Source organism: Mesorhizobium sp. CU3, assembly GCF_006442965.1.
Taxonomy (GTDB): domain Bacteria; phylum Pseudomonadota; class Alphaproteobacteria; order Rhizobiales; family Rhizobiaceae; genus Mesorhizobium.
The window spans coordinates 93,945-111,642 of sequence record NZ_VFWX01000001.1 but is presented as its reverse complement, the minus strand read 5'-3'; the positions used below and the strand labels follow the sequence as shown (position 1 = coordinate 111,642).

The window sequence follows — 17,698 nt, the reverse complement described above, 5'->3', positions numbered from 1 at the left end:
GAAGGCGGCTTGCGTAGACATTCCCGGCGATAAATGAGGGGCGCGGCGTTGGCGCTCCAAGGGAGGATACCTATGCTCGACAAGCGCTCCGGCTCGCGCCTCGCCAATCTGTGGGACGATGCAAAAGCTGAAGGTCTGAGCGGTCCCGAGCTTCTGGTCTATCGCTCGAACACGCTGGGTTCCGACAAGCGCGTCACCAACTATGGCGGCGGCAACACATCATCCAAGGTCTGGCAGAAGGACCCGCTGACCGGTCAGGACGTCGAGGTTCTGTGGGTCAAGGGCTCGGGCGGCGACAGCGCCTCGATCAAGCTCGACGGCTTCGCCACGCTCTACATGGACAAACTGCGCGCGATCAAAGCGCTTTATCGCGGCGTTGAGCATGAGGACGAGATGGTCGGCTATCTGCCGCACTGCACCTTCAACCTCAATCCGCGCGCGGCCTCCATCGACACGCCGCTGCATGCCTATGTGCCGAAGGCTTGCGTCGACCACATGCATCCCGATGCCATCATCGCGGTTGCCGCCGCCAAGGACTCCAAGGCGATCACCAAGGAAATCTTCGGCGACGCCATCGGTTGGCTGCCGTGGAAGCGCCCGGGCTTCGAGCTCGGCCTTTGGCTGGAGAAATTCTGCCTGGAAAATCCGGATGCCAAGGGCGTCGTGCTGGAGAGCCACGGCCTGTTCACCTGGGGCGACACGCCGAAGGAGTGCTACGAAACGACGATCTCGGTGATCAACCAGGCGATCGATTGGTTCGAGCGGAAGTCGCAGGGCAAGGCGATCTTCGGCGGCGAGGTTGTCAAGTCGCTCGACGCGCCGGCGCGCCGCGCCATCGCCGCCAAGCTGATGCCGAGGATCCGCGGCCTGATTTCGGAAAAGAGCCACAAGCTCGGCCATTTCGACGACCAGCCGGCGGTGCTTGAATTCGTCAATTCGAAGCACCTGCGTCCGCTGGCGGCGCTCGGCACCTCCTGTCCGGATCATTTTCTGCGCACCAAAATCCGGCCGCTGGTGATCGAATTCGACCCGGCGAAGCCGGACGTCGACGCCGTCATTGCGCGCCTCGTCGACGACATCGCCGAATACCGCGTCGGCTACCAGGCCTATTACGACAGCTGCAAGCATCCGGATTCACCCGCCATCCGCGATCCGAATGCCGTGGTCTATCTGATGCCGGGTGTCGGCATGTTCACCTTCGCCGGCGACAAGGCGACCGCGCGCATCTCCGGCGAATTCTACGTCAACGCCATCAATGTCATGCGCGGCGCTTCGACGGTTTCGTCCTATGTCGGCCTGCCGGCGCAGGAGGCCTTCGACATCGAATATTGGCAGCTCGAGGAAGCCAAGCTGCAGCGCCTGCCGAAGCCCAAGGCGCTGGCCGGCCAGATCGCGCTGGTCACCGGCGGCGCCGGCGGCATCGGCCGCGCCACCGCCAACCGGTTGCTGCGCGAAGGCGCCTGCGTGGTGCTGGCCGACATCGATGAGGCAGCACTCGCCAGCGCCAATGAGGAACTTGGCAAGGCCTACGGCAAGGACTTCGTCCGCCCGGTGCGCATCGACGTCACTTCCGAGGATCAGGTGCTTTCCGGCTTTGCCGAAACCTCGGTCGAATTCGGCGGCATCGACATCCTGGTCTCCAATGCCGGCCTAGCCTCCTCGGCGCCGATCGAGGAGACGACTCTCGCGCTGTGGAACAAGAACATGGGCATCCTGTCCACCGGCTATTTCCTCGTTTCGCGCGAGGCCTTCCGTCTGTTCCGCGCCCAGAAGATCGGCGGCAACGTTGTCTTCGTCGCCTCCAAGAACGGGCTCGCCGCTTCGCCCAACGCCGCGGCCTATTGCACCGCCAAGGCGGCCGAAATCCATCTCGCCCGTTGCCTCGCTTTGGAGGGCGCGGAGGCGCAGATCCGGGTCAATGTGGTCAACCCGGATGCGGTCCTGCGCGGCTCCAAGATCTGGACCGGCGAATGGAAGGAACAGCGCGCCGCCGCCTACAAGATGTCGACCGACGACCTGGAAGAACACTACCGCTCGCGCTCGATGCTGAAGCGCTCGGTCTTCCCGGAAGATATCGCCGAGGCGATCTATTTCTTCGCCTCCGACATGTCAGCCAAGTCGACCGGCAACATCGTCAACGTCGACGCCGGCAACGCGCAAAGCTTTACGCGCTAGGCGCCCCTTTTCCCTTCTCCCCGTTCACGGGGAGAAGGTGCCCGAAGGGCGGATGAGGGGCAGCGCCGCCGTACGCATTCTTGGGAGGAACAGCATTGTCCGAAACAATTATCCGCGCCGACCTGGTCGCCAGCCACAACGCCGCCCGCGCCCCCGACCTCGAGCGCGACTACGCTTCGCTGGGCGAGCGCCTCGACCGGCGTGGCATCGCCATCGACGCCATCCGCGACAAGGTCGAGAAATTCGCCGTGGCGATCCCGTCCTGGGGTGTCGGCACCGGCGGCACGCGCTTTGCCCGCTTTCCCGGCGCCGGCGAGCCGCGTGACATCTTCGACAAGATCGAGGACTGCGCCGTCATCGCCCAGCTGACGCAGGCGACGCCGACCGTCTCGCTGCACATTCCGTGGGACAAGGCCGATCCGAACCGGCTGAAACAGGCGGCCTCCCGCTTCGGCCTCGGTTTCGACGCCATGAACTCCAACACTTTCTCCGATGCGAAGGACCAAAAACTTTCCTACAAATTCGGCTCGCTCTCGCATGCCGATGCCGGTACACGCCGCCAGGCGGTCGAGCACAATCTCGAATGCATCGAGATCGGCAAGACGCTTGGTTCCAAGGCGCTGACGGTGTGGATCGGCGACGGCTCGAATTTTCCTGGACAGGTCAATTTCGCCAAGGCCTTCGAGCGCTATCTCGACGCCATGCGCGACATCTATGCCGGCCTGCCGGACGACTGGCGGCTGTTCACCGAGCACAAGATGTACGAGCCGGCCTTCTATTCGACGGTCGTGCAGGATTGGGGCACCAACTACATCATCGCCAAGGAACTCGGCGACAAGGCTTACTGCCTGGTCGACCTCGGCCATCATGCGCCCAACGTCAACATCGAGATGATCGTGTCGCGGCTGATCCAGTTCAACAAGCTCGGCGGCTTCCACTTCAACGATTCGAAGTATGGCGATGACGATCTCGATGCCGGTTCGATCGATCCCTACCGGCTGTTCCTCGTCTTCAACGAGCTGGTCGATGCCGAACTTTCCGGCGCTGATGGTTTCAACCCGGCCCATATGCTCGACCAGAGCCACAATGTGACGGATCCGATCGAAAGCCTGATGCTGTCAGCGGTCGAGGTGCAGCGCGCCTATGCGCAGGCGCTGCTGGTCGACCGCAAGGCGCTCGAAGGTTTCCAGGAGGCCAACGACGCGCTGATGGCGACGCAGACGCTGAAGAGCGCCTATCGCACCGATGTCGAGCCGATCCTGGCGATGGCCAGGCTGCGCACCGGCGGCGCCATCGATCCCGTCGCCGCCTATCGCGAAGCCGACTATCGCGCCAAGGTTGCCGCCGAGCGGCCGGCGGTCGCCGGCGGAGGTGGTGGCATCGTCTGACAGACAGATATCCGATTTGATCTGGTCCAGCGCTATTGGCGGTGGACAGGTCTGCCGGCAGGGTCTTTGCTGGGCGTCCCCAACGCCAGGAGCACCGCCATGCCCTTGACCCGCCGGACGCTGATCGGCGTCACCCTTTCACTCGCAATCATCTTCACGCCATCCGCCTTTGCCGCATCGCCCGCTCCCGCCAAGGGCGAGCACGGCATGGTGGTCACCGCCCAACATCTCGCCACCGAAGTCGGCGTCGACGTGCTGAAGAAGGGCGGCAACGCCGTCGATGCCGCGGTTGCCGTCGGCTATGCGCTGGCCGTCGTCTATCCCAATGCCGGCAATATCGGTGGCGGCGGCTTCATGACCGTGCGCATGAAGGACGGCCGCACCACCTTCATCGACTTCCGCGAGCGCGCGCCGCTCGCCGCGACGAAAACCATGTATCTCGACCAACAAGGCAATCCGGTGAAGGGCGCCAGCCTCGACGGCTATCTCGCCGTCGGCGTGCCGGGTTCGGTCGCCGGCTTCGAGCTGGCGCGCGCGAAATACGGCACGCAGTCCAGGCCGGATCTGATGGCACCGGCGATCGCCTATGCCAGGGACGGCTTCGTCCTCAATCAGGGCGACGCCGCCTCTTTCGCCGGCAGCGCCGACCGGCTGGCCAAGGACCCGGCGGCGGCCGCGATCTTCCTTAAGAAGGACGGCAAGCCTTACGGCATCGGCGAGAAGCTGGTTCAGCCGGACCTTGCCGCCTCGCTGTCGGCGATCTCGGAGAAGGGGCCTGACGCCTTCTACAAAGGCGGAATCGCCGATGCCATCGTCAAGGCAAGCGGCGCAAAGGGCGGCATTCTCGCCAAGGTCGATTTCGAGCAATATGCCGTGCGCGAGTTGAAGCCGGTGACCTGTTCCTATCGCGGCTACGAGATCATCTCCTCGCCGCCGCCGAGCTCGGGCGGCGTCATCATCTGCGAGATCCTCAACGTGCTGGAAGGCTATCCTCTGTCCTATCTTGGCGCCGGCTCGGCCGAGACGGTCCATGTCATGGTGGAAGCCATGCGCTATGCCTATGTCGATCGCAACTCGGCGCTGGGCGATCCCGATTTCGTCGACAATCCGGTCTCGAAACTGCTCGATAAGAGCTACGCCAAGGATATCCGCGACAGGATCGATCCGTTCCGCGCCGGCGTTTCGAAAGAGCTGATGCCGAAAGGCTTTGGCGAGTCCAAGGAAACCACCCACTATTCGATCATCGACAATGACGGCAACGCGGTCGCGGTCACCTATACGTTGAACGGCTCGTTCGGCGCCGGCGTCGTCGCCGACGGCACCGGCATCCTGCTCAACAACGAGATGGACGATTTCACCCAGAAGCCCGGCGTGCCCAATCTTTACGGCTTGGTGCAGGGTGAGGCCAACGCCATCCAGCCGAAGAAGACGCCTTTGTCCTCAATGAGCCCGACCATCGTCATCAAGGACGGCAAGCCGTTCATGGTCATCGGCAGCCCGGGCGGCTCGCGCATCATCACCATCACGCTGGAAGCCATCCTCAACGTCATCGACCATGGCATGAACATCCAGGAGGCGATCGACGCCCCGCGCATCCACCATCAGTGGCTGCCCGACACCGTCTATGTCGAACCGTTCGGGCTTTCGCCGGACACGGAGCGGCTGCTCGCCGGCATGGGCTACAACCTCACACTCAGCGACCAGACCTGGGGTCAGGCCGCCGGCATCCTGGTCGGCGGCAAGAGCCTCGGCGAAATCGAAAAGGGCGGCGGCGCGCGCTACAACGGCGCCATCGACAGCCGCGCGGCCGCCGGCGAGGCGCTTGGGTATTAGGGCGTTCGTCGCCCCGCAATCGGAAATGCAATCCTGGAGGACGTACCGGTCTCCAGACCATCCAAACCGTTGTGGGTGCGCCACGATGGGTCAAGCAGTCAAAGATTGGCTAAAAATCGCCGGAAGGCCCGGTAGCAGACGCTGTTCGTTCATGCCTTAATGTGCCGGGGTGCCTCGGAACGGAGCTATGCCGGCGGTCGATGAATGGGTGAGCGTTTTTCTTTGGCTGTCCCTACGCGTGACGGGGCGCCGCACAGCCTGATCATTGCCGAGGAATATCGACGGCTCGGGATTGAGGTTCGATATTTCGTCGATAGCCGTTCATCGCCTCGATATGTGAAAGACGTGCTTCGCACCGTGGAATCGGCCACCAAGCTGCCGATCAGATGGGGCGCTTCTTATGTCGAAGGAATATTGCCGAAGATTGCAGCCGCATCACGCGCAAAGCGTATGTTCCGCCTGGACGACGACGAATTTCCCTCGCATGCGCTACTGACTTGGCTACGCGACGTTGCGGAACAGACAGACAAGCCAGTGATTGCCGTTCCGCGGCGTGCCGTGGCCGTTATTGATTCCAACGCTGTCTTCGCAGCGAATATACCCAATATGACCCCGCTAGACTTTCAGTTCAGAGGGTTTCTCGTCGGTTCGGTAAAATTCAGGAAGAATATCCACACGGCGGGCTTCTCATTCAAGGAAGCCGACATCCTATACGCGCCTTCGGAATGCCACATCTACCATTTCGACTGGGTCGTGCGAAGCCGAGAGCAGCGGGCCGACAAACTGAAATTCTACGAGAAGATAAAGCCGGGAACGTTTGAATCTCACAAGTATCAGTATCTCTACGAGGATTTCGATCCGGCCGTTTATGAATTCAGCCCACTGGATGATCCGGACATATCGGCGCTGGCCCTCCGGCTCTATGGCGCCCGGGCAGCATCCGTGGAAGCCACCGAGGGATGGAAGCGGCTTTGGCGCAGGATCGCCGGCCGATGATCCTCGATCGCTTCGCAGTATTCGGGCAGCGATTGTTTCGCGCACCGGCAACCGGCAGGCCGGCGGGTATCTTCATCACGCATGTGCTGAACGACCGGATACAGGCTCATTTTGACCGTCTCTGCCGCGAAACGCGGGAGATAATGGACTGGCGGCTTGTCCATAACCCGTGGACGTTGAGCGACCTCGTCGCCGGGCGAGGGGAAGTCGAAATCGATGAAAGCTCGGCGCGAGTGCGGCAGGCAATGAAAAACGAGCGTCTGCAGATGGGCTATATGGACATCGTCCTCTTCCCCCTGGCGAGGTCTGCAAATCGGGAATTCGTCTGGGTTCTGGAATATGATGTCGACTTTGCCGGCCGATGGCTCGACTTTTTTCAGCAGTTTTCGAGCAATGACGCCGACTTGCTCACGACGACGATCAATACCCGTCGCCGCGATCCGCGCTGGACATTCTGGGACTCGGCAAATGGACCATGCCGGAAGTCACTGTTCACCAGAGCATTTCTGCCGATCATGCGCGTTTCGAGACGCTTGCTCGACGTCTACGAGGAAGCGCTATCGACAGGCGAATGGAGCGGGCACTATGAATTCCTCGTGCCGACTATTGCGCGCGCTCGTGGCCTCAGGATCGAGGACATCGGCGGGAGCGGGCCGTTCGTGCCCTGGCGCCGACGGAGAAGAAACTATCTCAATAGGGCGAAGGATCCCTATCTCAGCCCGGGGACGTTCGTTTGGCGCCCATCGATGACGGCTTATTTTCACGAAGACGATACCGCATTCACGCAACGGGCCATGCTTTACCATCCGATCAAGGCCGACGTGGTCGAATGGCGGGCGTAAGCGCTCCGTCAGATCATGAACTGCTTTGTCGCAAAACCAACTGGAAGGTTGATCAAACAACCAGCGTGATCGTCGAGGCGATCAGCAGGATCGCGGCGATGCCGACGAACAGCGCGTAGATGCGCGGCCTGTCGAGCAGCAGAGCGTTGCCGGAAATCCAGGCGGCGGTGGCGCCGCCGAGCGCGAAGAGGAAGCCGTTGCGGTGGCCGAATGACATCGAGGCGGCCATCAGACCGCCGATGATCAGAGCGCCGAACACGATGATGACGGCGACCGCATACTTCTCGAAATCATTGCCGCCGCCCATCGCCGGCCCCATCGCGTTGAGATTGGGCAGGTCGTCCGGGTCGAAAGGGTTGGTCGAGCCGTATTCGTCTTGACCGAGGGATTCGCGCATCATTCATTCTCCGCTGAGCGGCAACAAATCATCAACGCCTGCCAAGTGCAACCCGGCAAACCCGTCGCAGCGCCGCGTTCGTAGCGTGCCTGATGCCGACGCGCCACGGTTTCCCGGGAAGGTTTAACGGCAAAGCAGCGTCGCGGTTCCAGCCAGAGCATGATCCCGAAAAGTGGGAACCGGTTTTCGGAGAAGATCATGCTCCAACAAAGAGTCAGATCATGCTGGCTTTTCGACGAAACGCCTTCATGATCTATTTGATCTATCTGGAAAAATCGCTGCGCACGATGCCGTGCCGCTGCAGCTTGTCGTAAAAGGTCTTGCGCGGAATGCCGAGCGCCTCGATGGTGCGCCGTACGTCCCCGTCGTTGCGACCAAGTGTCTCGCGGATGATCTCGGCTTCGTAACGATCGAGCCTTTCCGGCAGAGGCATCGTGGTGTCGCGTTCCGCCGTCCCGGGAGAACGCGCTTCGGCAACGTCCTCCAGCCCAAGTACGAAACGCTCGGCGAAATGCGCCAGTTCGCGCACATTGCCCGGCCAGTCATGCTCCCGCAGGTGTCTCTGGGTCGAGGCAGACGACACCGGCACCGGGCGCCGGAAACGGGCGGCGGCGCGCTGGGCGAAATAGCCGAACAGCAAGGGCACGTCGTCCCGCCTTTCGCGCAGCGGCGGGATAGACAGCGTCACCACGTTGAGCCGGTAATAGAGGTCCTCGCGGAAATCGCCGCGTTGCGCCGGATCGCCGAGATCGACCTTGGCGGCCGCGACGACGCGCAGGTCGACCGGGCGCACCTCATTCGTGCCGAGCGGAGTCACTTCGCGCATTTCGAGCACCCGCAGCATCTGCACCTGCGTCGCGGCCGGCATGCTTTCGATCTCGTCGAGGAACAGCGTACCTCCGCTCGAATGCTCGATGCGGCCGACGCGCTTCTTCTGCGCACCGGTGAAGGCTCCGGCCTCATGGCCGAACAATTCGCTTTCGATGACCGTGTCGGGCAATGTGCCGCAGTTCAACGCGACGAAATTGCCCTTGGCGCGCCGGCTCCAGCGATGCAGCAGGCTTGCCACCACCTCCTTGCCCGAACCGGTCTCGCCGGTCACCAGCACGTCGACATCGGTGTCGGCGATTTGTCTCAGCGTGCGGCGCAGCCGCTCCATCGCCGGCGTCTGGCCGATCAGCGGCAGCCCCTCCTGGGCCTGTTCGGCGGCTTCGCGCAGCGCCCGGTTCTCCATCACCAGCCGGCGCTTTTCTGCCGCGCGCCACACGCTTTGCGCCAGCCGGTCAGCGGCGAAGGGTTTGGTGATGAAGTCGTAGGCGCCGTCCTTGATCGCCTTGACGGCCATGGCGATGTCGCCATGGCCGGTGACGAGGATGACTGGAATATCCGGGTCGAGGTCGACGACGCGGTCGAAGAGTTCCAGTCCGTCCATTTCGGGCATGCGGATGTCCGACACCACGACGCCGGCAAAGCTGGCATCGAGGCCGGCAAGTGCCGCGCTTGGCGAGGAATAGGCCGACACCGCGAAGCCGGCGAGTTCCAGCGTCTGTTTTGTCGCCTTGAGCAGGTCGGCGTCGTCATCGATCAGGATGATCGGATTGCCGTTGGTCATGTCGTGCCGGCTTTCGAAAGATGGATGGTGAAACGCGTGCCCTGGCCGCTGCTCGCCACCTCGATGCGTCCGCCATAGTCGGCGACGATGTCCTTGGAGATGACAAGGCCGAGTCCGAGCCCCTTTTCCTTGGAGGTGTTGAAGGGCGTGAACAGCGATTTCAGGATCGCCTGCGGGATGCCCGGGCCGTTGTCGGAAACGGTCAGCGCCACATCATCGCCGGTCTCCGCCGCCGACACCTCAACCCTGGCGTCGTGGCGGCCTTCGAGCGCCTCCAGCGCGTTCTGGAAAAGGTTGATCAGCACCTGCTCCAGCCGCAGACGATTGCCCATTACCTTGACGCTTGGCGGCGGCAGCGTGATCGCCAGCGCGTCCAGCCGGCCGGCGAAACGGCTCCTGAGCAGCACCACGGCGCCTTCGATGACGCCGCGCAATTCGACCGGCTCGGCCGCGGTGCGGCCCTTGCGGGCGAAAGCCTTCAGCTCCTCGGTGATCGAGCCGATGCGCTCGGTCAGCGCCGCGATGGCGCCGAGATTCTCCTCGGCGGGCGCGCTTTGCTTGCGCTCCAGGAAGACGCGAGCATTGTCGGCATAGGCGCGGATCGTTGCCACCGGCTGGTTGATCTCATGCGCGACGCCCGCCGCGACCTGACCGAGCGTCGCCAGCCGGTTGGCCTGCACCAGTTCCTGCTGCATCACCTGCAGTTTTGCTTCCGTGCTGCGGTGGTCGACGATCTCGGCCTGCAGCCGGTCGCGCGCCAGGCTGAGATCCTGGGTGCGCTCGGCGACGCGGCGTTCGAGCTCGGCCCGCGCCGCCTGTTCCGCCGCGATCCGCATCTGGCCGGAATGCCTGCGCCACATGAGATAGGCGGCGAGAGCGATGAGAGGCACGAGAACACCGAGAACCAGCAGCCGCATCTCGCGCTGCGCCGCTGCGATCGGCGTTTCGGCCGGAACGAGATAGTCGAGCCGCCACGGCGTCGACGGCACGGCCGTCGACAGCCGAAGATACTCGGCGTCGCTGCCGCCGGGCGTAACGGCATGGACAAGCGCGACATCGGCGGACAGCGCCTGTGGCCTGCTGATTGGCAAAGGCACCAGCGGCGCATCGCCGAATTGCTGGCTGGCGCGGATCTCGGCCAGCACCGGCCGACTGAGCGGTTCCGTCGTCAGGAAGCGCCAGGACGGCACGCTGGTGATCAGCACCACGCCATGCGCGTCGCTGACATAGGCCGGGCGGTTCGCCTCATGCCAGTCGGCCTCGAGCTGGTCGAACTCCATCTTGACCACGACGACACCGAGCGGCCCAGAAGCGCCGTCGACGCGGCGCGAGATATAAAGGCCGGGACGCTTGGAGACATTGCCGAGCGCGAAATATTCGGCGGTGCCGGACGTCATGGCAGTCGAGAAATAAGCGCGAAAACTGTAGTCGCTGCCGACGAAGCTCACCGGCTCGCGCCAGTTGCTGGAGGCGATCGCCAGGCCGTCTGTGCCGGTGACATAGAGCACCGAGGCCTTGGTGCCGGAGACCAGTCCTTCCAGTTTGCGGTTTAAGACATCGATCGCGGCGGAATTCCGCTGCGACAGCGCGTCGTTGACTTGCTGGTCCTCCGACAACAGCAGCGGCAGCGCGCGCGGATTTTCCAGCACCGCGCGCAGCAGCGCGACCTTGAGATTGGCGTCCGTGCGGCCTTGCGCGGCCAAAGCCTCGACCTCGGTCGAGCGTCCGTAAAGGCCGGCCCCGTAGAGCGCCGCAAGCACGATGAGCAGCGCCACGGCCGTGAACAAAAGCCAGGCGCGCCGCGCTCGCCCGGCAAGCAGGTCGGGCGTCGAAGCAAGGGCAGCGGCAGGGCGTTGCAGCATGCGGCATTTGTGCATGTTTTCGCACAAAGCACAATTCGGCCCATGCGGATAGCCGCACCGGTGGTCTTCAAGTTGAACGTCGCGAGCGCAAAAAATCCAGCAAAATCAATGGAACGAGTCGCCGGGCGCAATCTGGCACGGGCGTTGCAAATGCATTTGCAGCAGTCGCGAGGCTGTGGAGGTCAAATGCCCCAGGGAGGTCGAGCTTTCTCGATCGGGGCTGAACGGAGGATATCATGCAGACAGCAATCGCTGCCGCGGAACCGCGCGGCAAGGTTCCCTTTTACCGGCATCTCTATGTGCAGGTCCTGGCCGCGATCGCCGCGGGCATCCTGCTCGGTCATTTCTATCCCGAATTGGGCGCCTCGCTGAAGCCGCTGGGCGACGCCTTCATCAAGCTGGTCAAGATGGTCATCGCACCGGTGATCTTCTTGACGGTGGCGACCGGCATCGCCGGCGTTTCCGACCTGCAAAAGGTCGGCCGCGTCGCCGGCAAGGCGATGATCTATTTCCTCGTTTTCTCGACGCTGGCGCTGGTCGTCGGCCTTATCGTCTCCAACGTCGTCCAGCCGGGCGCCGGCATGCACATCAATCCGGCGACGCTCGACGCCTCGAAAGTAGCGACCTTCACCGAGAAGGCGCATGACTCGACCATCGTCGGCTTCCTGATGAACATCATCCCCGACACCATCATCGGAGCGTTCGCCCAGGGCGACATCCTGCAGGTGCTGTTCTTCTCGGTGCTGTTCGGCGTGGCGCTGGCGCTAGTCGGCGAGCGCGGCCGCCCGGTAGTAGACTTTCTGCAGGCGCTGACCTCGCCGATTTTCCGCCTCGTCGCCATCTTGATGAAGGCCGCCCCCATCGGCGCGTTCGGCGCCATGGCCTTCACCGTCGGCAAATACGGCATCGGGGCGATCGCCAACCTCGCCTTCCTGATCGGTACCTTCTATTTGACGTCGCTGCTCTTCGTGCTGGTCGTGCTGGGCACGGTCGCATGGTACAACGGCTTCTCGATCCTGGCGCTGATCCGCTACATCAAGGAAGAGCTGCTGCTGGTGCTCGGCACCTCGTCATCCGAGGCCGCACTTCCCGGCCTGATGGCCAAGATGGAGCGCGCCGGCTGCAACCGCTCGGTGGTCGGCCTGGTCATCCCGACCGGCTATTCCTTCAACCTCGACGGCACCAACATCTACATGACGCTGGCGGCTTTGTTCATCGCCCAGGCAACCGACACGCCGCTCACCTTCGGCGACCAGATCCTGCTCCTGCTCGTCGCCATGCTGAGCTCCAAGGGCGCCGCCGGCATCACCGGGGCCGGCTTCATCACGCTGGCCGCCACGCTCTCGGTCGTGCCGTCGGTGCCGGTCGCAGGCATGGCGCTTATCCTCGGCGTCGACCGCTTCATGTCGGAATGCCGTGCGCTGACCAACTTTGTTGGCAATGCGGTGGCGACCATCGTGGTGGCGCGCTGGGAAGGCGAACTCGACCAGAAGCAGTTCGCCGCTGCAATGGCCGGCCAGCTGCCGGAAGAGGCCGACCTCGCGCTGTCGGGTGGTCTCCAGCCCGCGGAGTGATCAACGCCGTTCAGGCATCCGGGAATTGCCTGGACAAAAAAAGGCATCCTCCCAAAACTGTGCAGGTCGCGGCTCAGCCGCGGCCTGTTCTTTTTCGTGGACGCCGCATAGGCTGCGCGCGCCGGGTTCCCGGCATAATCAAACCGAGAGGCCGGTCCATGAGCAGTGCGTATCCCGAGATCTATCTCGTCCGCCATGGCGAGACCGAGTGGAGCGCCTCGGGCAGGCATACCGGCCGCACCGACATTCCGCTGACCGCGAAGGGCGAAGAGGCCGCTCGCGGCGTTGCCGAACGCCTCAAGGGCTTGAGTTTCCAGGCCGTCTGGTCGAGCCCGTCGCAGCGCGCCTTCGACACCTGCCGCCTCGCCGGCTTCGGCGAACATGCGATAAAAATGCCGGACCTGCAGGAATGGGACTATGGCGCCTATGAAGGCGTGACCACCAAAGAGATCATCGCCAAGAGACCCGGCTGGAATGTGTTCCGCGACGGCTGCCCCGGCGGCGAGACGGCCGCCGATGTCGGCGAAAGGGCCGATGCGATCATTGCCGGGCTGCGGGCAATCGCCGGCAACGTGCTGATCTTCTCCAGCGCGCATTTCCTGCGCGTCTTCGCGGCGCGCTGGGTTGGGCTTCCGCCCGAAGGCGGCGAGCATTTCGTGCTCGACACGGCAAGCCTCAGCATCCTCGGTTACGAGCACGATCTGACCGAGCCGGTCATCCGGCGGTGGAATCAGAAATAGTCCGGCTTCATAGCAGCTCGGTCGTGGCGAATGGTCGAAACGCTGATGAAGTCGTCATCCACGGGCGTAGCAAGGAGCGAAGCGACGCGGCGCAGACCCGAGGATCCATTCCGTTACCTACGAGCGTTGCGGCGGTCCAGAACGACTTCTGTCTTGCACCGTCTTTACCCCTTGCGCGAGGTCACGCATGGATCCTCGGGTCTGTGCGTCCGCTTCGCTCCCGCTCCGCCCGTGGATGACGAAGTTCGGACGCGGCCATCAAGCAACAAGCATCGCCAGTTCTTCCTCCGTCAGATGCCGCGCCTGACCCTTGGCAAGCTCGCCGAGTTGCAGCCGCCCGATCGCCACCCGCACCAGCCTGAGCACCTCGATGTCGAAAGCGCCGAGCAGCCGGCGGATCTGCCGGTTGCGGCCTTCGTCGAGTACGACCTCCAGCCAGGCGGTGCGGCCGCCGCTGCGCAGCAGCGCGATCGAGCTTGCCGTCAGCAATTCGCCGTCCACCTCCGCGCCTTTGCGAAACCGTTCGAGCATCGCCTCGTCGGGCGCATTTGCGATCTGCACATGATAGGTCTTGGCGACATGCGAGGCCGGATCGAGCAGCCGGCTCGCCCAGCCTGTGTCGTTGGTCATCAACAGCAGGCCTTCGCTCGCCTTGTCGAGGCGCCCGACCGGCGACACGAAAGGCAGGTCGAGCCCGTCCAGGCAGGCATAGACCGTGCCGCGCCCCTGCGGATCGTCACGGGTGGTGACCAGCCCGCGCGGCTTGTTCAGCATCAGATAGGCCTTGCGCTCGGCAGCGATGCGCTCGCCGTCGACGCTGATGTTGTCGCGCTCGAGATCGACCCATAGCGACGGGTTGCGCGCCACCTTGCCGCCCACCCGCACGCGCCCCTCTGCGATCAACAGTTCCGCCTGCCTGCGCGAGCAGAAGCCGAGCTTCGACAAGGCCCGGTCAAGGCTGGCCTTGGCAGCGGAAGCCCGTGGCTTGGTGTCGGGCGATCGTCGCATCATCGGCCGACAGATGCCACGCAGGGCGGCGCCTGCGCAACCTCGTCGGGATACGGCCACCATCTTATCGCCCCGGCGAGGAGCGAACGGCGCGGCCAGATCACTGCCGGTTCATGGTTCCGGCGGCGCGCTTAGCCGCCGGTAGGGGATACTGTCGAAGCTTGCTGTGATGAAATCCTTGACCGACATCTTTCGCTTGCGCCCGTCGCTGCAGGCATAGACCGGCCAGCCGTCGTCGCTGCATTCGGCGGCCGCACAGATACGGGCGACGCAATTGCCGACGGTTAGCCGAAAGCCACCCTTGCCGACGAAGCCCTGCAGCAGGCTGCCGTCCGCCGCGCGCCATGTCCGCGCGCGGAATTCGGTCCGCAGCAGCCGTGGTTCGAGCGGCATCGCAAGGTCGGACATGTCGCCGCGGCCAACGAGTTCCAGGCGGTAGCGCGCCATGCCGGTCGTATAGGACGTCAACAGATCCGACCCTTGCGAATAGGCCGTCGCCAGATCGGCGCGATCGAACAGGTGAGACGACCGCTCGCCAGCCTCCACCGGCTTCATCAGGGCCAGCAAGCCCAGAAAGGCGAAGCAAGCTCGCGACATTCGATTTCCCAACCGGCCAGCAATTCCGGCGTGCCGGTCTGCCCCCGGTGTGCCTTCGCTTACCATCCTGCCAATCGGCGTTCGGCGCAAGGCGTTTGCCGGCAACAGAACACTTGGGCGATGTCGCCGTGCCGGTAGGCGGCGCTTGGTCTTCGGGCTCGTCAGGCCACGCTTCCCATTCGCGCCAGGCAACGGGCTTGGTCGCGCGGCCGGCCGAGCGCCTCGTAGCGGCCGGCCGCCTCGTCGAAGGCGGCGAGCGCGCGCATCTCGTTTTTCTGCGCCCGCCGCTGAACGCCGCGCGCCTCCCAAAGCGCCGCCGCCCAGGGACCGCCATGCCACATGCCGGCGATGCGCTCGGCGTCGTTCAGCCGGCGATCGACCTGCTCGAGCTCGCCTGCCTCGGCCAGCGCGATCGCGGACGCCGTGCGCAGCGCCATCGAGCAGGGCTGGCAGGCGCCGGGGGTCAGCAGTCGGTCGCCGGCAAGGATCTCCTCGGCCACCATCTTCGGTGTCGCGGCGGCCCGCACCGCCAGCGCCTGCATGCGCATGATGAGATGCGGCGACAGCCACGAGCGTTCCGCATCGGCCAGGCCGCGCTTGATCAGCCGGCTGGCGCGCCATTTCTGCCCGCGTTCGAGCGCGATCTCGGCGAGCCGCTCGATGGCAAGCACGCGGCCTGCAACGGCGTCGGCCGCCAAAAGCAGTTTTTCGGCTTCGCCGAGAAAGCGTTCGGCTTCGTCGAGCTCGCCCGAGAACAGCCCCGCTTCGCCAAGCAGCAGGCAGGCGAGCCCGCGCCCGGCATCCGATCCGGCGTCCTCGGCGACGGTGAGCAACTCCCTGGCGAGGCCGGCAACTTCGGCATGGCCCTTGGCGCTGCAAAGACAGAACTCCGAAAGGCACAGATGGCCGTCGAACACATGCTGTACGAGGGCCGGTTTGGCGCGGACCCATTCGATGAATTCGGAGCGGAACAGCTGCGGCCATTGCGAGCGCATCATCGAGGCGATGCCGAGCAGCGCGCTGGCCTCGCCCACCTCGCGCGGCAGGTCGGCTCCCAGCGCCAGGTCGCGGGTCTGCCTGGCGATTTCGCTCGCCTTGTCGAACTCGCCGCTCTGCAGGTGGACGAGGCCCCAGGCCAGAGAGGTGCGAACGCGCTCGGTGGCGCTCGCCGTGTCGGCGCCTGAAAGCGCCAGCGCCTTCTCGTAGAGCGCGATCGTCGCGGCGCTCGGCCCGACCCCGAGCTCGGCATGGAGATTGTCGCGCAGCTGGTTGAACTGGCGGATCGCCTCGACGCGGTTGCCGGCGTCGAGCGCCGCCTGCATCAATGCGCACTGCGCCTGCTCGTCCGCCGCATCGAGTGCGATCAGCCGCTGCCAGAGCCCGCCCGCACGCAGGAGGTCGCCGTAGCGTTGCTGCAGCTGCGCGCGGGGAGCGTCCAGCCATTCGACGAAGATATCGTCCGGCAAAAGCCTGCCGCCGTAGAGGTCGGCGGCGCGCTCGAAAGCACTCTTTTCGCTACCCCGGAGCGCGGTCTTGGCGGCGGCCTCGAAGCCTTCGGCATCGATATCGAGCTCGGCATTGGGTGCAAGCTCGATGATATCATTGCTGACCGCGATGAGGTCGTGGGAACCGAGCGCCCGGCGAGCGAAATGGATGGCCTTGCGCAGGCTTGCGCCCGCTGCCTCGGGGTCGGCGTCGGGCCAGAACGTCTCCATCGCCTGCTCGCGGTGGATGCGATGCCCGGGTTTCAGCGCAAGCAGCTTGACCAGCGCTGCCGCGCGGTCACGCCGCCAGTCGGCGGCCGGGATCGACCGGCCATCGACGCTGACGGCGAAGCGGCCGAGCAGATGGATGGAAATGCGCATGGGGGCACCACCAGGAAGACCGTCACCAGACAGGGAACGCCGGGGAACGCTGGCGGAACATAGATTTCCTAATTTAGCCCCGCAATCGAATTCCAACCGGAAAGGAACGCAACCATGTCACTCCGTATCGCAGACATCGCCCCCGACTTCACCGCCGACACCACGCAAGGCCCGATCTCCTTTCATGAGTGGCTTGGCAAGGATTGGGGGATCCTGTTTTCGCACCCGAAGGACTACACCCCCGTATGCACGACCGAACTCGGCTATATGGCGCGCCTCAAGCCTGAATTCGACAAGCGCGGCGTCAAGGTCATCGGCCTCTCGGTCGATCCGGTGGAGAAGCATGCCGGCTGGGCGAACGACATCGCCGAGACGCAAGGCATGGCGCCCAACTTCCCGATGATCGGCGACCCGACGCTTGCCATTTCGCAGCTCTACGACATGCTTCCGGCCTCGGCCGGCAACAGCGCCGACGGCCGCACCGCCGCGGACAACCAGACGGTGCGCAACGTCTACGTCATCGGCCCGGACAAGAAGATCAAGCTCGTCATATCCTACCCGATGACGACGGGCCGTAACTTCGACGAGGTGCTGCGCGTGGTGGACTCCCTGCAACTCACGGCCAAGCACCGCCTGGCGACGCCGGTCAACTGGAAGCCTGGCGACGACGTGATCATCGCCGGTTCGGTCTCGAACGACGAGGCGCGCCAGCTCTACCCGCAGGGCTGGAAGGAGCCGAAGCCTTATATCCGCATCGTGCCGCAGCCGGTGCTCACCTGATCTGGCGGTGAGGGCGATGGCGGCGAGGT

The 17,698-nt window shown here is 64.2% G+C and carries 14 protein-coding genes; 8 read left to right on the top strand and 6 right to left on the bottom strand.

Annotation, left to right across the window (positions count from 1 at the left end; genetic code table 11):
* The first annotated feature begins 72 nt into the window (after positions 1–72).
* The 5 genes from FJ988_RS00570 to FJ988_RS00550 all read left to right on the top strand — a co-directional run bounded on the left by FJ988_RS00570 (position 73) and on the right by FJ988_RS00550 (position 7,234).
* Complete coding sequence (locus FJ988_RS00570) at positions 73–2,175, top strand: bifunctional rhamnulose-1-phosphate aldolase/short-chain dehydrogenase (RefSeq protein WP_140814714.1); 2,103 nt, start codon at positions 73–75, stop codon at positions 2,173–2,175.
* A 95-nt stretch (positions 2,176–2,270) separates the two neighbouring features.
* On the top strand, positions 2,271–3,563 hold the full coding sequence (gene rhaI, locus FJ988_RS00565; protein WP_140814712.1) for an L-rhamnose catabolism isomerase: 1,293 nt from the start codon (positions 2,271–2,273) through the stop codon (positions 3,561–3,563).
* A gap of 99 nt (positions 3,564–3,662) precedes the next feature.
* Positions 3,663–5,396, top strand: coding sequence for a gamma-glutamyltransferase (ggt, locus tag FJ988_RS00560; RefSeq protein WP_140814711.1), 1,734 nt, complete (start codon positions 3,663–3,665; stop codon positions 5,394–5,396).
* Positions 5,397–5,600: 204 nt separating this feature from the next.
* The gene (locus tag FJ988_RS00555) at positions 5,601–6,392 is read left to right on the top strand and encodes a hypothetical protein (RefSeq protein ID WP_140814709.1); all 792 of its coding nucleotides are present in this window, start codon (positions 5,601–5,603) and stop codon (positions 6,390–6,392) included.
* Entirely contained in the window at positions 6,356–7,234 is an 879-nt protein-coding gene (locus FJ988_RS00550) for a hypothetical protein (RefSeq protein ID WP_140824739.1), read from the top strand. Before FJ988_RS00555 ends, FJ988_RS00550 begins: the two co-directional genes overlap by 37 nt.
* Positions 7,235–7,286: 52 nt before the next feature.
* Here FJ988_RS00550 and FJ988_RS00545 read toward each other — a convergent pair whose 3' ends face one another.
* The 3 genes from FJ988_RS00545 to FJ988_RS00535 form a co-directional block, all read right to left on the bottom strand.
* Positions 7,287–7,634, bottom strand: a complete 348-nt coding sequence (locus FJ988_RS00545) for a hypothetical protein (protein ID WP_246688400.1) — start codon at positions 7,632–7,634, stop codon at positions 7,287–7,289.
* A 259-nt stretch (positions 7,635–7,893) separates the two neighbouring features.
* A complete protein-coding gene (locus FJ988_RS00540; RefSeq protein ID WP_140814706.1) occupies positions 7,894–9,243 on the bottom strand; it encodes a sigma-54 dependent transcriptional regulator in 1,350 nt (449 codons plus the stop codon).
* On the bottom strand, positions 9,240–11,105 hold the full coding sequence (locus tag FJ988_RS00535) for a sensor histidine kinase (RefSeq protein ID WP_246688399.1): 1,866 nt from the start codon (positions 11,103–11,105) through the stop codon (positions 9,240–9,242). The genes FJ988_RS00540 and FJ988_RS00535 overlap by 4 nt, the downstream gene beginning before the upstream one ends.
* Positions 11,106–11,341: 236 nt before the next feature.
* On the opposite strand from FJ988_RS00535, the gene FJ988_RS00530 reads away from it, so the two are divergent.
* Both FJ988_RS00530 and FJ988_RS00525 read left to right on the top strand, forming a co-directional pair.
* Entirely contained in the window at positions 11,342–12,679 is a 1,338-nt protein-coding gene (locus FJ988_RS00530) for a dicarboxylate/amino acid:cation symporter (RefSeq protein ID WP_140814704.1), read from the top strand.
* Positions 12,680–12,837: 158 nt separating this feature from the next.
* Positions 12,838–13,419 (top strand): histidine phosphatase family protein, encoded by a 582-nt coding sequence (locus tag FJ988_RS00525; protein WP_140814702.1) that lies wholly within the window; start codon positions 12,838–12,840, stop codon positions 13,417–13,419.
* Positions 13,420–13,677: 258 nt separating this feature from the next.
* Here the strand turns inward: FJ988_RS00525 and FJ988_RS00515 are convergent, their stop codons facing one another.
* The 3 genes from FJ988_RS00515 to FJ988_RS00505 form a co-directional block, all read right to left on the bottom strand.
* Positions 13,678–14,430, bottom strand: a complete 753-nt coding sequence (locus FJ988_RS00515; RefSeq protein ID WP_140814698.1) for a pseudouridine synthase — start codon at positions 14,428–14,430, stop codon at positions 13,678–13,680.
* Positions 14,431–14,538: 108 nt separating this feature from the next.
* Entirely contained in the window at positions 14,539–15,024 is a 486-nt protein-coding gene (locus FJ988_RS00510; RefSeq protein WP_246688398.1) for a hypothetical protein, read from the bottom strand.
* Between the two features lie 161 nt (positions 15,025–15,185).
* Positions 15,186–16,889: a BTAD domain-containing putative transcriptional regulator gene (locus FJ988_RS00505; protein ID WP_140814697.1), complete on the bottom strand. Its 1,704-nt coding sequence runs from the start codon at positions 16,887–16,889 to the stop codon at positions 15,186–15,188.
* Positions 16,890–17,003: 114 nt separating this feature from the next.
* Between FJ988_RS00505 and FJ988_RS00500 the strand changes: the two genes are divergently transcribed.
* Positions 17,004–17,669 (top strand): peroxiredoxin, encoded by a 666-nt coding sequence (locus FJ988_RS00500; protein WP_140814695.1) that lies wholly within the window; start codon positions 17,004–17,006, stop codon positions 17,667–17,669.
* Positions 17,670–17,698 lie beyond the last annotated feature (29 nt).

Bases quoted from the DNA above. Each gene is read 5' to 3' on its own strand.
- FJ988_RS00550 (WP_140824739.1), top strand. From the start codon at position 6,356: ATGGAAGCGGCTTTGGCGCAGGATCGCCGGCCGATGATCCTCGATCGC.
- FJ988_RS00540 (WP_140814706.1), bottom strand. From the start codon at position 9,243: ATGACCAACGGCAATCCGATCATCCTGATCGATGACGACGCCGACCTG.
- FJ988_RS00570 (WP_140814714.1), top strand. From the start codon at position 73: ATGCTCGACAAGCGCTCCGGCTCGCGCCTCGCCAATCTGTGGGACGAT.
- ggt (WP_140814711.1), top strand. From the start codon at position 3,663: ATGCCCTTGACCCGCCGGACGCTGATCGGCGTCACCCTTTCACTCGCA.
- FJ988_RS00525 (WP_140814702.1), top strand. From the start codon at position 12,838: ATGAGCAGTGCGTATCCCGAGATCTATCTCGTCCGCCATGGCGAGACC.
- FJ988_RS00545 (WP_246688400.1), bottom strand. From the start codon at position 7,634: ATGATGCGCGAATCCCTCGGTCAAGACGAATACGGCTCGACCAACCCT.
- FJ988_RS00535 (WP_246688399.1), bottom strand. From the start codon at position 11,105: ATGCTGCAACGCCCTGCCGCTGCCCTTGCTTCGACGCCCGACCTGCTT.
- FJ988_RS00555 (WP_140814709.1), top strand. From the start codon at position 5,601: ATGGGTGAGCGTTTTTCTTTGGCTGTCCCTACGCGTGACGGGGCGCCG.
- FJ988_RS00505 (WP_140814697.1), bottom strand. From the start codon at position 16,889: ATGCGCATTTCCATCCATCTGCTCGGCCGCTTCGCCGTCAGCGTCGAT.
- FJ988_RS00510 (WP_246688398.1), bottom strand. From the start codon at position 15,024: ATGTCGCGAGCTTGCTTCGCCTTTCTGGGCTTGCTGGCCCTGATGAAG.
- FJ988_RS00530 (WP_140814704.1), top strand. From the start codon at position 11,342: ATGCAGACAGCAATCGCTGCCGCGGAACCGCGCGGCAAGGTTCCCTTT.
- FJ988_RS00500 (WP_140814695.1), top strand. From the start codon at position 17,004: ATGTCACTCCGTATCGCAGACATCGCCCCCGACTTCACCGCCGACACC.
- FJ988_RS00515 (WP_140814698.1), bottom strand. From the start codon at position 14,430: ATGATGCGACGATCGCCCGACACCAAGCCACGGGCTTCCGCTGCCAAG.